Source organism: Bartonella sp. HY328, assembly GCF_025449335.1.
Taxonomy (GTDB): domain Bacteria; phylum Pseudomonadota; class Alphaproteobacteria; order Rhizobiales; family Rhizobiaceae; genus HY038.
In genome coordinates this window covers 266,877-281,454 of sequence record NZ_CP104883.1, presented here as the reverse complement: position 1 = coordinate 281,454, position 14,578 = coordinate 266,877, and the positions used below count along the sequence as shown (strand labels likewise).

Annotated in this window: 12 protein-coding genes; 10 read left to right on the top strand and 2 right to left on the bottom strand. The window is 40.0% G+C overall.

Annotation, left to right across the window (positions count from 1 at the left end; all coding sequences use genetic code 11):
• Nucleotides 1–129: 129 nt before the first annotated feature.
• Entirely contained in the window at nt 130–1,179 is a 1,050-nt protein-coding gene (locus tag N5852_RS01135; RefSeq protein ID WP_262098549.1) for an ornithine cyclodeaminase, read from the bottom strand.
• Nucleotides 1,180–1,418: 239 nt separating this feature from the next.
• On the opposite strand from N5852_RS01135, the gene N5852_RS01130 reads away from it, so the two are divergent.
• The 9 genes from N5852_RS01130 (at nt 1,419) to cobT (ending at nt 12,281) form a co-directional block, all read left to right on the top strand.
• Nucleotides 1,419–1,880 carry an Lrp/AsnC family transcriptional regulator gene (locus tag N5852_RS01130; protein WP_262098548.1) on the top strand — a complete coding sequence of 154 codons (462 nt, stop codon included), beginning with the start codon at nt 1,419–1,421 and terminating at the stop codon, nt 1,878–1,880.
• A gap of 624 nt (nt 1,881–2,504) precedes the next feature.
• Nucleotides 2,505–3,302: a dimethylarginine dimethylaminohydrolase family protein gene (locus tag N5852_RS01125; protein ID WP_262098547.1), complete on the top strand. Its 798-nt coding sequence runs from the start codon at nt 2,505–2,507 to the stop codon at nt 3,300–3,302.
• Between the two features lie 199 nt (nt 3,303–3,501).
• Nucleotides 3,502–4,299 (top strand): substrate-binding periplasmic protein, encoded by a 798-nt coding sequence (locus N5852_RS01120; protein WP_262098546.1) that lies wholly within the window; start codon nt 3,502–3,504, stop codon nt 4,297–4,299.
• Between the two features lie 135 nt (nt 4,300–4,434).
• Nucleotides 4,435–5,175, top strand: coding sequence for an ABC transporter permease (locus N5852_RS01115; RefSeq protein ID WP_262098545.1), 741 nt, complete (start codon nt 4,435–4,437; stop codon nt 5,173–5,175).
• A gap of 1 nt (nt 5,176) precedes the next feature.
• On the top strand, nt 5,177–5,914 hold the full coding sequence (locus N5852_RS01110; RefSeq protein ID WP_262098544.1) for an ABC transporter permease: 738 nt from the start codon (nt 5,177–5,179) through the stop codon (nt 5,912–5,914).
• A 64-nt stretch (nt 5,915–5,978) separates the two neighbouring features.
• A complete protein-coding gene (locus N5852_RS01105) occupies nt 5,979–6,743 on the top strand; it encodes an ABC transporter ATP-binding protein (protein WP_262098543.1) in 765 nt (254 codons plus the stop codon).
• 358 nt (nt 6,744–7,101) lie between these two features.
• A complete protein-coding gene (locus N5852_RS01100; RefSeq protein ID WP_262098542.1) occupies nt 7,102–8,934 on the top strand; it encodes an SLC13 family permease in 1,833 nt (610 codons plus the stop codon).
• Between the two features lie 382 nt (nt 8,935–9,316).
• A complete protein-coding gene (cobS, locus tag N5852_RS01095) occupies nt 9,317–10,306 on the top strand; it encodes a cobaltochelatase subunit CobS (RefSeq protein ID WP_262098541.1) in 990 nt (329 codons plus the stop codon).
• Between the two features lie 91 nt (nt 10,307–10,397).
• Nucleotides 10,398–12,281 carry a cobaltochelatase subunit CobT gene (gene cobT, locus N5852_RS01090; RefSeq protein ID WP_262098540.1) on the top strand — a complete coding sequence of 628 codons (1,884 nt, stop codon included), beginning with the start codon at nt 10,398–10,400 and terminating at the stop codon, nt 12,279–12,281.
• 208 nt (nt 12,282–12,489) lie between these two features.
• Here cobT and N5852_RS01085 read toward each other — a convergent pair whose 3' ends face one another.
• Complete coding sequence (locus N5852_RS01085) at nt 12,490–12,903, bottom strand: cupin domain-containing protein (protein WP_262098539.1); 414 nt, start codon at nt 12,901–12,903, stop codon at nt 12,490–12,492.
• 162 nt (nt 12,904–13,065) lie between these two features.
• Between N5852_RS01085 and N5852_RS01080 the strand changes: the two genes are divergently transcribed.
• Nucleotides 13,066–14,400 carry a MocR-like pyridoxine biosynthesis transcription factor PdxR gene (locus N5852_RS01080; protein WP_262098538.1) on the top strand — a complete coding sequence of 445 codons (1,335 nt, stop codon included), beginning with the start codon at nt 13,066–13,068 and terminating at the stop codon, nt 14,398–14,400.
• Nucleotides 14,401–14,578 lie beyond the last annotated feature (178 nt).

The window sequence follows — 14,578 nt, the reverse complement described above, 5'->3', positions numbered from 1 at the left end:
AAATTTTTTAGCATTTTATACATGAGAGATGCAGGCTCATTGCAGTCAATGCCGAATGGAAAGTAGAAATTTGTCTTATAATTTAATAAAGTTAAATTATAAGACACAATATTTTGCGGTTTTAAAATTTTAATTCGCGCGTTGCAACATGCCAAATAAATCGCGAGGATCATCAGGATCTGCCAAAATGTCAAGATCTTCGTAAAAATCTGTATCTTTGATTTTATTATGGAGGTAACGCAGCGCCGAAAAATCTTCAATAGCAAAGCCAACGCTATCAAACAGCGTAATTTGGCGTGTATCTTTACGCCCAGTGGCTTGACCTGTTAAAACTTGCCATAATTCGGTTACTGGATAATCTGCTGGCATTTGTTGAATTTCACCTTCAATACGGGTTTGTGGTGGATATTCAACAAAAGTATCTGCTCTCAGCAAAATGTCTTTATGAAGTTCGGTTTTGCCCGGACAATCACCGCCAATAGCATTAATATGAACGCCAGCACCCACCATATTATCGGTAAGAATTGTGGCATATTGCTTGTCCGCAGTACAAGTTGTGATGACTTCAGCGCCTTCAATAGCTTGTTGGGCGCTATCGCATGCAACAATATTTAAGCCGCTATTTTTAAGATTGCGGTAGGCTTTTTGCGTGGCCAATGGATCAATGTCATAAAGATGGACATTTTCAATACCACAAATAGCTTTAAGGGCTAAAGCTTGAAATTCTGATTGCGCACCATTACCAATCATTGCAAGGGTCTTTGCGCCTTTTGGTGCAAGAGCACGTGTCGCTAATGCTGATGTTGCAGCAGTACGTAAAGCGGTCAATAAGGTCATTTCGGTAAAAAGAATAGGATAGCCGGTTGCAACATCGGCTAAAAGTCCAAAACCCGTAACGGTTTGTAAACCCTCTTTCATATTTTTAGGATGACCATTAACATATTTAAAACCATAAATAACGCCATCTGAGGTGGGCATTAGTTCAATAACGCCTTCTTTAGAATGGCTAGCAATACGAGGCGTTTTATCAAAGCTTTCCCAACGCTTGAAATCTTCTTCAATCGTGTCGCATAATTCAATTAAAACTTGTTCGATGCCGATATGATGAACCAATTGCATCATATGGTCGACGCTTACAAAAGGGACGAGCGCCTTATCGGATGGGGTGGTCTTGTTCATCATAACTCCTCAATATTTTGATACGCATATGATGGGCACTCTTAAAGTATTTATGCTTTAAAACGCCAATCTATGCTTTTATTCCCAATTTTTGCCTTAACCAATTCAAAGCTTGTGATTTGCCGCTTGAGTCGATTAAAGGCTTGACCATTTTTAAAATAAAAAATATTTGTAAAAAATGCCAAAGAGTTATAAAATTTCGTCAATAAATTATAAATTTTTATATTGAGATTGTAAAAATGCACAAAAACTCATCTATTCAGCTTTATTCAAAATATATTCCCGATGAGTTAGATCGTCGTTTAATTGCCTTGTTAAGGCAAGATGGACGCGCACCACTTGCAAAATTGGCGGATATTTTGAAGGTTTCGCGTGGTACTGTCCAAAATCGTCTTGATCGTATGGTTGACAATGGCACAATCAGTAATTTTACAGTTCGCGTTCGTGATGATTATGATGCAAATGCTGTTCATTCCATTATGTTAATTGAAGTTGTTGGTAAATCCACCACTCAAGTTATACGCCAATTGCGCGGTATTGCCGCAATACAAACTTTACATACAACAAATGGTAATTGGGATTTGGTGGCGAACATAACGACAGAAAGCCTAGCCGAATTTGACCGTGTCCTTGGCGAAATTCGCGCTATTGATGGCGTTTTAAATAGCGAAACCAGTCTATTATTAAGTAGTGTTAGTTAGTATTGATCAAGCTAGCATTTTTTGATTTCTAACACTTTTGATACCATAAGTGCCCCATTTGCCTTTGATGAATCACTACAATAGAAACATTTGAAATATTAGTTTAAAATCAATGGCTAAATAAGATGAGAAAATCAATTTATGATTTTTCTACTCATATTTAAAAAAAATAGTTAAAATAAGGCCATTAGTGATTGCATTTTTAGTAAATTTGTATATCCACCCATAGAAATTTTTATAAAATTTGTCAAATATTTGTGCATTTTTACAATTTTAAATAAAAATTTATAACTGTAGTCTGATTACATAATAAATTCAGGAGGAGTGGGAGGCCGTTGTCACATTAAGAATTTATTTCAATTAAGATTTATTTTTTAGTCTTAAATGATTATAATTTGACGATTTTATTTAAAAAGCGATAATTTAAAAAAATATATTTTAAGATATATAAAAATTATACAATTATAGCTTTAGTCAATATTTAATAATCAATTAGAATATAAAAAATATATTAAAGATTGATCTAAAAAATCAAAGATGTGACATGCTATTCCTTCACAATACAAGTTTTGCTAATAATTACTCTAAGTAATTTATACAGCCACATAAGGAAAAGGGTTCTAAATGTCTGATACTAGAAGTGTTTATAATTTCAATTCAGTGATTGTCCGCGAGCCTTCACGCTCGGTCGTTAATGGTTTGCGTGCTGATGATCGTGGTAATCCTACCTATGAAGGTGTTAAGGCTGAACATGATGCTTATATCGAAGCACTAAAAACTGCTGGCGTGAATGTTACCGTATTGCCTGCACTTGAAGCTTTTCCAGATGCAATCTTTGTTGAAGATCCAGCGCTTGTTTTCAGTGAAGGCGCAATTTTGCTTCGCCCAGGCGCTGAAACGCGTATCAATGAAGTGCAAGAAATTGCACCAACAATTGAAAAAATGTTTGATACGGTATTGCGTTTGCCCGAAAATGGTTATGCAGATGGCGGCGATGTTCTCAACGCGCCCCATGCCGTTATGATTGGCCTATCTGCACGAACTGATGCAAAAGGCGCCGAAGATCTTATCGAAGCACTCGCAAAATTGGGCAAAAAGGGTGAAGTTGTTCAAACACCTAAAGGCGTGCTTCATTTTAAAACTGATTGTTCTTTGCTCGATGATGAAACTATTTTCTCCACTGCACGCTTAGCCGCTTCTGGTGTGTTTTCGCGTTTCCGTCAAATTATTGTGCCAGAGGGTGAAGAAGCTGCGGCAAACGCATTACGGGTTAACGATACCGTATTTGTTGGATCGGATTTCCCAAAAACAATCGATTTGCTAATCGGCCATGGCTATAATGTTGTGCCGCTTAAAACCACTGAAATCGGCAAAATTGATGCTGGCTTATCTTGCATGTCGCTGCGTTGGTTTAAAAATTAAAATATCTCTTGTAATAAATTTGTTTAATCAAAAAATGTATCGTGGTTTTTAAAAATCACGATACAGTAATATTTGCAAAAAAAGAATAATAAGACAGCAAATATTATTATTTGGATATTTTACATGTTAATTTATTGAGTATTTTTATCGAAATACTTAATAAAACATGAAGTATTGTAATCGATTGGGAGGTCAAACAATGAAAATTAAGTTTTTAAGCCTCGTTATATTTTCTCTTTTTTCTAATTTTGCTTATGCAGACAATCCTTTGCGGCTTGGCATGACGCCTGAGCCTTATTTGCCTTTTACGGCAGTGCGCTCTAATGGCGAATGGATTGGTTTAGAGGCCGATTTGTCGCGTGCATTATGTGAGCGCATTGAAGTAAAATGCCAATTTAAATCCATGGCTTGGGATGGTTTGCTTCCTTCCTTAAATGAAAAAAAGATCGATTTTGCGATTGGTGCTTTTTCCGTAACTGAAGAACGTGCCCAAACCATCGATTTTAGTACGCCTTATTTTGTTGAAGGTACAGCCGTTGTTGGTGCCAAAAAAGACCAAACCGTAATTGCAACGATAAAAGCAGAAGATGGAAAAGGCGATATTTTAGACCAGAATAGTTTGCAAGGTAAAATTATCGGTGTGCAGGTTGCTAGTGTGCAATCAAAATACATGAAAAAATATTTACCCAATGTACATTTAAAGAGTTATGATACGGCTGATAACAACGCCGCCGACCTTGTTGCAGGGCGTACCGATTATATGCTTGCACCATTGCCTTTTTCGCAAGATTTTCTAAAAACGCCGTTTGCGCAAAATTACGAAATTAAACTCATTATTCCTGATAATGTTATGTTGGGGCAAGGTGTTGCCTATGCAATTAAAAAGGGTGACAAAAAGACCCTAGATATTGTCAATAAGGCATTACAAGAGCTTGCTGATGATGGCACGCTTAAAAAAATTCAAGATAAATGGGTTGATAGTGCCGCTGTAGAGTAGGCAATATCATGTGCATTTTAATAAATTAAGAAACAAAAATATTAGCCGCTAAAAGCATAATTCAAAGAAAAAAATAAAATATTATGCCTCTATGCTGAGCTTTATCACTATAAAAAGGGGATATGGAATGACGTTTTGTTATTTAATGTTCGTAAATGGTGTATGATGGAAAAATATCTGCATTTATTATCATGGGGTAACGATGGCTGGGGCGAACAGTTTTTTTGGGGCTTTATTTTAACGCTGGAACTATCATTCGTCGCATATTTCATTTCTTTCTTGTTTGGATTGATTACCGCTAGCGCTAAGCTTTCTTCAAACAAGATGTTACGCGTTTTAGCCAATATTTATCTAACCATTGTTAGATCCCTACCAGAATTGCTAGTGGTTTTATTGCTCTATTTTGCTGTTGCGACCGGCCTTGAAAATTTGCTCAAACAAAGCAACTTAGTGGGTGACGAATTTCAATTGAGCCCGTTTTGGGCAGCTATTATTGCCCTTGCCTTCGTCAATGGCGCCTTCATGACCGAGGTTTTACGTTCGTCCCTGCAAGCCATACCCAATGGCCAAGTTGAAGCAGCTCTATCCATTGGTATGGGCAGATGGCAGATATTTACACGCATTTTATTTCCGCAAATGATGCGTCACGCCGTACCAGGTATGAGTAATTTGTGGTTATCGATCATTAAGGAAAGCGCGATTATTTCGGTATTAGGCTCGTTCCAAGAATTGCTTTATACGGGCTATCGTGCCGCCTCGACAACACGGGAATATGTCTTTTTTTATGGTTTTACCGCGTTTTTATTTTTAGTCATCACGCTTGTTTCTATTGTCGTTATCATGCGTTTAGAAAAACACTTGAATCGTGGGTATTGATATGGATCAGCAATCATTTGATATTTCATTCTTAGGTGGCATCGGCGTTTTCTTTGGACGCGTCATAGAATTTATTCCTATTCTTTTGCACGCCCTACCACTCACCTTATTTCTAACTTTCGTTGCTGGTTTGTTTGGGCTTCTAATTGGAACGATTGGCGGTATCAATTTAAATTCGCGCAATTGGCTGCTATCAAAACCAACCGCCCTTTACACATTTTTGTTTCGCGGCACTCCTTTGCTTGTCCAATTATATCTCATCTATCAAGGCGTAGGACAGCTTTTACCAAATTTGCCAGTCCATGATACGTTTTTGTGGCCTTATTTGCGTGAAGGACTTTGGTATGCACTTGTTGCGCTTAGTCTTAACCAAGGCGCATATACTGCCGAGGTCATTCGCGGCGCTATAAAATCAGTTGGTCGTGGGCAATTAGAGGCAGCACAAGCCATCGGTATGAGTTCCTATCAAATATTGATGCGCATTACTCTGCCGCTCGCATTTCGCCAATGCTTACCGATTTTAACCAATGATTTGATTATTTTGCTCAAATCAACGGCACTTGCTTCAACAATTACGGTTATGGAAATAATGGGTACCGCCCGCGAATTACAGCGTAGCCTTAACTTATCTTTAGAGCCATTGGTGGCTGCTGGTATCATCTATTTTGTTGTTGTTTTAATAATGACCAAATCAATCTCACATTTCGAAAGACATTTCACGCGCTATAGGTCTCAATAAGTCTGCACATTTAAAAATAAAAACATTCCAATAAATTGGCCTATAATTAAATCGGGAGCATAAAATGACCGTCAAAGCATTAACAGTAACAAATATTCATAAAAGCTTTGCCGATATTGAGGTGCTAAAAGGCGTTTCTTTTGAAGCAAAAAAAGGGGATGTCATTTCCTTGATCGGCAGTAGTGGCTCAGGCAAAACAACATTATTGCGCTGCATAAATTATCTTGAAACACCTGACACTGGCGAGATCAGTGTAGCTGGTGAACTTATTGAAACAAAATTGGCAAAAAACGGTAAACAATATGCGGCGAATAAAAAGCAATTGCAGCATATTCGCACCCGCTTAGGAATGGTTTTTCAAAGTTTCAATCTGTGGTCTCATAAAACCATTTTACAAAACATTATTGAAGGCCCGACCAAGGTTCTTGGTATTTCAAAAGATGAAGCGATTGAAAATGCCAAGGTTCTTATGGAAAAGGTTGGGATTTCAGCAAAAGCAGATCAATATCCATTGCAATTATCAGGCGGTCAACAGCAACGTGCAGCTATTGCACGGGCTCTTGCGATGAAACCTGAGGTAATTTTAATGGACGAACCAACATCGGCTCTTGATCCAGAATTGGTTGGCGAAGTTATTCAAGTTATTAAACAATTGGCAAATGATGGGTGTACCATGGTGATGGTAACTCATGAAATGGCCTTGGCACGTGAAATATCAACACAAGTTATTTATCTTTATAAGGGGCTTATCGAGGAACAAGGGCATCCCAGTGAAATAATGGCTAAGCCCAAATCAGAACGTTTTAAGCAGTTTTTAAATATGCTTTAATGGGTTAAATGCCCCTTATTACCACGCCTATCATTACGGGGCTGTCCTTAGATAATTGAAGTTATCTAGGGTCAGCCCCAATATTTTATGACTTTATTTAAAGTAGGTGAGAGAAAATAAGAATTAAAAGATGTCAATCAGTATTCCAATAAATTAATACTCACAAAGGTGATAAAATATTTGGCAAGAACTGTTTGCACAATGATTGAGAGCTGAAAGTTGGCATAAATATTGATGCTATCAATTTATTCTTAAATATTTTGAGCTATAAATAAAACATCATTGCCAAAACATCTATTATCTTGTTTGGGTTTATTTTTAAAGGGTGTGTTACCCAACATCATCAAGGCTACTTTTTATGAGCCAAGATTTAAGCATTGTCCTTATTTTACTAGCTCTTGCAGTTGTTATGTTTGCGCTCAATAAGCCGCGCATGGATGCAGTGGCACTTATTATGATTTGCGCCTTGCCATTAAGCGGTATATTAACGGTCAACGAGGCACTATCGGGCTTTTCAGATTCTGCAGTTATCCTTATTGCCTTGCTTTTTGTGGTTGGTGAAGCATTAGCGCGCACGGGCATCGTTCAATATATTGGCGATTGGTTGCTCAAAAAATCAAACTCTAATGAAAATCAACTGCTCATATTTTTAATGGTGGCTGTGGCAGGTGTTGGCGCTTTTATGAGCTCGACCGGTGTTGTTGCTATTTTTATTCCGGTTGTTTTGCGCATCGCGAAACAAACCCATTTAGCTGCTGGCCGCTTGATGATGCCACTAAGCTATGCAGCCTTATTAAGTGGTATGCTAACCCTTGTTGCCACACCACCTAATCTTGTCGTCCAAAGTGAACTTGTTCGCCATAACCTTCCAACGTTTAGTTTCTTTTCTTTTACGCCTTTTGGGTTGCCACTCTTGATCCTTGCCATTTTATATATGTTCCTTATCCGTAAATTTTTAGGAACAGAACAAAAGACAAAATCAACCCACCAGCGCCCGCATATTGCCGATTGGGTTGAAGAATATCAGCTTTATCAACGTGAAGCGCGGATCAAAATTTTAAAAAACTCGCCACTTATTCGCAAAACATTGGAGGAACTCGATCTACGCCAAGCTAATGGTGTTAATATTTTGGCGATTGAGCGCACCTCTGGTCTTACCAAAAAATTGGTCACACCGCGCCCTGATACACTTTTATTGCAAGATGATATTTTGCTGCTTGATGTTGTCAATATGCCAGAAAATGAGACGGTAGCCAGTCTTTGCGGTGCCTATAAGCTTGAACAAATGCGGCTTGCTAGTGGTTATTTTGCCGATAGTACCCAGCAACTTGGCATGGCACAAATTATGATACCGGCAAGCTCGGCTTTAATTAATGAAACCGCAGCCAGCGTTAAATTTAGAAAGCGTTTTGACCTTTCCATTGTTGGCATGAAACGCGCCAACAAAGCCGTAAGTGATAGCGTTGCTGACATAGCGTTTAAAATGGGTGATATTTTACTGGTAATTGGGCCATGGCGCAATATTCGCCGCCTTACTAACTACGGCAATGATATAGTTGTTTTAGATTTACCTGAAGAAATTGATGATGCAACACCAGCCCCTACCCGCGCGCCCTATGCGCTTATCGGCCTTGGCTTGATGATTGCTTTAATGGTTAGCGGTATTATTCCAAATGTATTGGCAGCTTTGCTGGTTTGTCTATTTTTAGGATTAACACGTTGTATTGATTTTGATGCGGCCTATCGCTCTATCCATTGGCAAAGTCTTGTTTTAATTGCAGGCATGTTGCCTTTCTCACTGGCTTTACAAAAAACCGGCGGTATTACTTTAGCAACTGATTTTGTGCTTTCGCTTGCAGGTCAAGGCGAGCCGCGCCTTATTCTAGCAAGCTTATTTATTGTCACAGCTATATTGGGGCTGTTCATATCGAATACGGCAACGGCTGTTCTTATGGCACCTGTTGCCATTAGCCTTGCTCAGCAAATGGGTGTGTCGCCCTTACCCTTCGCCATGACGGTTGCACTTGCTGCTTCCACCGCCTTTATGACGCCAGTATCATCACCGGTAAATGCTTTGGTGCAAGGGCCGGGTAATTTCCGCTTTATTGACTTTGTAAAATTTGGTGTGCCTTTTTCTTTATTAACAATGTTGGTCACACTTATCCTTGTGCCAATATTATTGCCATTTTAATTTGAGCCGCATGTTTGGCTAAAAATTTGCAAATTATCAATTACACGCAGCCATAAGACATGGTTATAAATCATTGAATGTGATATCCCTTTTTAAAACTTAGTATCACCAACTATGAAATGCCATATTTGTAACAAATGCGGCATTTTCTGCGTTGTGTTTATGCCTTGCTCTGGTATAACCAGTTAATCTAAAAACTGCCTATCAACAGATTATGATGGGCTTTTCGCTTTGTTTTTTTAATTTTTTTCTTGAAACAAAGCGTTTTAAAAGGCAAATTATTGCAATATTTTTGCAGATGAAACTAAATATAGTTTTTTAAAACACTATATTTATCATAAAGCGGAAAAATCATTTTTCGCCCAAGGAGGCATTAAAGAGAATGAAAGAGGATAATCAATCGACCATGCACTTGCCCGACATTACTGTGTCTGCCCGCGATGTATTCGGTATTGATACAGATATGCAAGTGCCAGCATTTTCACAAGGCAATGATTATGTGCCCCAAAGTGATCCTGATTATCTTTTTGATCGCCAAACCACCCTTGCTATTCTTGCTGGTTTTGCCTTTAATCGCCGCGTCATGGTGTCTGGCTATCACGGCACAGGTAAATCTACCCACATTGAACAGGTCGCAGCTCGCCTTAACTGGCCTTGCGTGCGCATTAATCTTGATAGCCATGTCAGCCGTATTGACCTTGTCGGTAAGGATGCCATTGTGGTTAAAGATGGCAAACAAATAACCGAATTTAAAGATGGTATCTTGCCTTGGGCATACCAGCATAATGTTGCCTTGGTTTTTGATGAATATGATGCAGGTCGCCCTGATGTGATGTTTGTTATCCAGCGTGTACTTGAATCTTCTGGCCGTTTGACCTTGCTTGATCAAAGCCGCGTCATTGCACCCCATCCAGCATTTCGTCTTTTCGCAACGGCAAATACTGTTGGCCTTGGCGATACAACCGGTCTTTATCACGGTACACAGCAAATCAATCAGGCACAAATGGACCGTTGGTCAATCGTCACTACCTTGAATTATTTGCCCCATGATAATGAAGTGGCCATTGTTCTTGCAAAGGCTAAATATTTCAAAACCCAAGCTGATGGCCGCGATATTATTAGCCGCATGGTGCGCGTTGCTGATCTTACCCGTCAAGCCTTTATCAATGGTGATCTATCAACAGTGATGAGCCCTAGAACGGTTATTACTTGGGCAGAAAATGCTGAAATCTTCAAGGATATTGGTTTTGCTTTCCGCCTCACCTTCTTAAACAAATGTGATGAACTTGAACGCTCAATCGTTGCGGAGTTTTATCAACGTGCCTTTGGCGAAGAGCTTCCAGACTCGATCGTCAATACCGTTTTTGCATAAAACAGTGATAGGCAAAGGGGCTTATTTAACCAAGCCCCTTAAAATTTTAGCTTTATAAGCCTTTGTTTAGAATAGAGAAAAGCGCAAAATCATGGCAGCACCATTGGGAGATAATAGCCGCGAAAATAGGACAAAGCCTGTTGATAGTGAGCCATTTAAGCGTGCAATTAGCGCAACAATGCGCGCTGTTGCCGCCGACCATGAACTGAATGTGACCTTCACCAATGATCGCCCATCCTTAAGTGGTGATACCGCGCGGCTGCCCGATTTATCCCGCCGTCCAACAGTGCATGATATTCACATCACACGCGGCCTTGGCGACTCTATGTCATTGCGCAAAGCATGGCATAATGCCTCTGTTCATGCAAAATTAGCCCCTGAAGGAAATGATGCCCGCGCGATCTTCGATGCGGTGGAGCAAGCGCGTATTGAATCGATTGGTGCGCGAATGATGGATGGTATGGCAGATAATCTTGATGCCATGCTTGGCGATCGTTATGCCCGTGCCAATTACAAAGACCTTGAATCCCAAGATGATGCGCCACTTGCCGAAGCACTTGCTTTAATGGTGCGCGAAAAACTAACCGGCCGCAAAGCCCCGGTTGAGGCTGGCCCATTGGTTGATCTTTGGCGCGACTGGGTAGAAGCGCGCGCCGGTAAAAATCTTGAAAATTTGACCGATAAGCTCAATGATCAAAATGCTTTTGGTCGAGCAATTCGTGATATGCTAACCGCCATGGACCTTAGCGATGAATTACGCGACGATCCAAATCCTGAAGAAGATGGTGATGAAGAAGATCAGAGCCAATCAGAAGAGGATCAGGAGGGCGAAGCTGATAATCCAGAAAACGCTGAGAGCGGCGAAAGCGAAAATGCCGAACAAGGCTCTGAAGAGACTGAAGACGGCGAAATGGAGGCCGCTGATTATTCTGATGAGCAAGCATCTGAAACCGAAGATCTTGACTCAGAAATGCAACCAGGTGAAACTAAAAGGCCACAAAATGCCTTGGCTGACCTTGAGCATTTAGGGGATTACAAAGTTTTCACTCACGAATTTGATGATGTTGCAGAAGCAACGGAACTTTGTGAGGAGGAAGAGCTGGAAAGGCTACGCGCCCATTTAGACAAACAATTAGTTAATTTACAAGGCATTGTCGGCCGCCTTGCCAACCGTTTGCAGCGCCGCTTAATGGCGGCACAAAATCGCGCATGGGATTTTGATCTTGAAGAAGGTTATCTTGATACGGCACGTTTGACACGCTTAGTCATTGACCCAGCCCAGCCTCTATCCTTTAAGCGTGAGCGTGATACCGAATTTCGCGATACGGTGGTTACTCTACTTTTAGATAATTCTGGCTCTATGCGCGGTCGTCCAATTACAGTTGCTGCCACTTGCGCTGACATTCTTGCCCGCACCTTAGAACGCTGCGGCGTTAAAGTTGAAATACTTGGCTTTACGACCAAAGCATGGCGTGGCGGCCAATCGCGAGAGGCGTGGTTGCAAAGTGGCAAACCCACCAATCCTGGCCGTGTAAATGATTTGCGCCATATTATCTATAAAAGTGCTGACACACCGTGGCGGCGTGCAAGGCGTAACCTTGGCTTGATGATGCGTGAGGGGTTACTAAAAGAAAATATTGATGGAGAAGCGCTTATTTGGGCGCATCAGCGTCTTTTAGCCCGCAGCGAGCATCGACGCATTTTGATGATGATTTCTGATGGTGCTCCGGTTGATGATTCAACGCAATCCCTCAACCCCTCAAATTTTTTAGAAAAGCATTTGCGCGGTGTCATTGAGGAGATAGAAACTCGCTCGCCAATCGAACTTATTGCTATTGGTATTGGCCATGATGTCACCCGTTATTATCGCCGTGCTGTTACCATTGTTGATGCAGAAGAGTTAGCAGGTGCCATTACCGAGCAATTAGCAGCATTATTTGACGAAAATAGTGGTAAGAAAAGAAGTCGACGTTAAAAATTTGGTATTAAAAAACCAATATATTTGGCAAACTATAATTTTTTTAACTTACGATTAATTTGACATATTAAATTTGTCTTGTCTAAAAATGCAAAAAAACCAAATGGTGAGAATGCATCATGCTTTCTCACCATTTGGCTCACTGTGCTTGTTTTTATTGTTTCCATTGGGGGTAAAACAATATTTTTTCGTCGCTCAAAATGATTTAATGTTTCATTTCATTTACCAGTGATTTCTCATCACTATCGACAACAAACACTGCGAGCAATTTTGCGGGTTTTGTTTTACTCGCATTACGACTAATCTGATGGTTTGAACCAGGAGCTTCAGACCAACTTTCGCCGGCTTTGTAAATTCGTACTTCGCCACCATTAACTTGTGATTCAATTTCGCCAGATACAACATATGCATAGATAAAACTTGAATTTGGGTGTGAGTGAGGCGCTGTTTCTGCACCTGGTTCATAACTAACTTCTAAAGCAATAAGTGATTTTCCTGGTACATTTGGAATTGGTTGATTGAAATTTTGTTCAATTTTTTCACCAGGATTTAATGCCCATGCACTTGTAGAAAATGTTAATGCTGCAATTGCTGCAAATAAAATAGATTTGAAGTTCATATTATTTCTCCTTAATACTTAACCTAATACTTATATAAAATTTAGAAAGCACCAAAAACGACAAATAGGAATGTACCACTCAAGATGCTGCACCTAATCGACTTAAAGCTAGATCGAAATTTAAAGCTTACGCTTAACGAGCAAATTTATAGAGCTATTAAAATGGCAATAAATAATGGTGTCTTACCTAAAGGATCGCGACTACCATCATGGCGCGATCTTGCCGCGCAATTAGGTGTATCTCGTGGCACGGTAAGGCTGGTTTATGAAAAACTACTCGCCGATCAGCTTATTTTGTCTTCTAAAGCAAAAGGTACCCTTGTAGCTGATCTGCCCTTAATACCTATGCTAAATAACGACCAGCATAGACAAGAAATTATATTACCACTTCAGCAGCAAAGGGGCGGATATGCCCCCCTTCCTTTTCAGCTAGGTGTTTCGTCCAAAAATGCTTTTCCAGCCACTTTATTTACGCGCATTGGCGCGCAACAGACACGCAATCAATTTGCAAAAGCACCTGCCTATCCAGATCCACGAGGTTTGTACCAACTACGAAGCGAAATTGCAGGTCACCTTGCCATAACACGCGGTATTCAATGTAACCCCACCCAAATTATCATTACTAGTGGCTATTCAGGTGGCCTTGGCTTGGTATTGATGGCACTTGGACTTGAGAACAAAAAAGCCTGGGTGGAAGAACCTGGTTACCCATTAACACGCCGAGGATTAGAATTAGCACGGCTAATAATTGAACCGATTAGCGTCGATAATCAAGGTATTTTTGTGGATGAGGGAATAATAAAAGCGCCAGACGCAAAACTGGCTATCATAACACCGGGACAACAAGCACCTCTTGGTATGAGCTTATCTTTAGATCGGCGTTTACAAATCCTGGACTGGGCAAATCAAGCACAAGCTTGGATTATTGAAGATGACTACCTAAGCGACTTACAATTACAAGGTCGTGCTGCACCTGCCCTTGCTTCTTTAGACCGCACGGGTCGCGTAATCCATATCGGGTCATTCAGTAAAACACTAACACCATCACTTCGCATTGGTTTTGTGGTCGCGCCGCTTCAACAAGCTGCTTTATTCGCAGAGGTAGCGATGTGTCTGTCATCACAGCCAAGCATCACAACACAATTAACAGTCGCAGATTTTATGCATCAAGGGCATTACATACGTCATTTACGACGCTTAAAACGTTTATATGCTGCAAATCGTGATATGATTATAAAACATTTAAGCCCCTTGATTAGCAATCAATCCATAGCAGGTCTTTCTGCAATTTTACCTATCCAATCACATTGCAATGACATCGATATTTCAAACGAGTGTTTAACTTATGGCTTAGCACCTTCCCCTCTTTCGCCATGGTATGCAGAAAAAAATTGCCAAAAAGGTTTACTATTAGGTATAGCTTCATTAACACCTAACCTTATAAATAAATCATGTGAGGATTTAAAAAAAGTATTAAATAAATTTGATTTATTATAGATATTCATAAAAAAATATCGAGTTAGTGCGTTATGTTTGTTAATTTCCTAGGGGGGAGGACAATGCCTTATATTGCATAGCTTTATTTGCCGATTATAAGCGCACTTTTAAAAAGCTGAAATATAAGTTATAGAGATGTTCAAGCATTTTGGAACACATCTTTTCATTGTCAAAACAA

What these genes read in the sequence shown, in the direction of transcription:
- N5852_RS01135 (WP_262098549.1), bottom strand. Translation starts at nt 1,179, where the DNA reads ATGAACAAGACCACCCCATCCGATAAGGCGCTCGTCCCTTTTGTAAGC.
- cobT (WP_262098540.1), top strand. Translation starts at nt 10,398, where the DNA reads ATGGCAGCACCATTGGGAGATAATAGCCGCGAAAATAGGACAAAGCCT.
- N5852_RS01085 (WP_262098539.1), bottom strand. Translation starts at nt 12,903, where the DNA reads ATGAACTTCAAATCTATTTTATTTGCAGCAATTGCAGCATTAACATTT.
- N5852_RS01130 (WP_262098548.1), top strand. Translation starts at nt 1,419, where the DNA reads ATGCACAAAAACTCATCTATTCAGCTTTATTCAAAATATATTCCCGAT.
- N5852_RS01080 (WP_262098538.1), top strand. Translation starts at nt 13,066, where the DNA reads ATGGCAATAAATAATGGTGTCTTACCTAAAGGATCGCGACTACCATCA.
- N5852_RS01110 (WP_262098544.1), top strand. Translation starts at nt 5,177, where the DNA reads ATGGATCAGCAATCATTTGATATTTCATTCTTAGGTGGCATCGGCGTT.
- N5852_RS01125 (WP_262098547.1), top strand. Translation starts at nt 2,505, where the DNA reads ATGTCTGATACTAGAAGTGTTTATAATTTCAATTCAGTGATTGTCCGC.
- N5852_RS01120 (WP_262098546.1), top strand. Translation starts at nt 3,502, where the DNA reads ATGAAAATTAAGTTTTTAAGCCTCGTTATATTTTCTCTTTTTTCTAAT.
- cobS (WP_262098541.1), top strand. Translation starts at nt 9,317, where the DNA reads ATGAAAGAGGATAATCAATCGACCATGCACTTGCCCGACATTACTGTG.
- N5852_RS01100 (WP_262098542.1), top strand. Translation starts at nt 7,102, where the DNA reads ATGAGCCAAGATTTAAGCATTGTCCTTATTTTACTAGCTCTTGCAGTT.
- N5852_RS01105 (WP_262098543.1), top strand. Translation starts at nt 5,979, where the DNA reads ATGACCGTCAAAGCATTAACAGTAACAAATATTCATAAAAGCTTTGCC.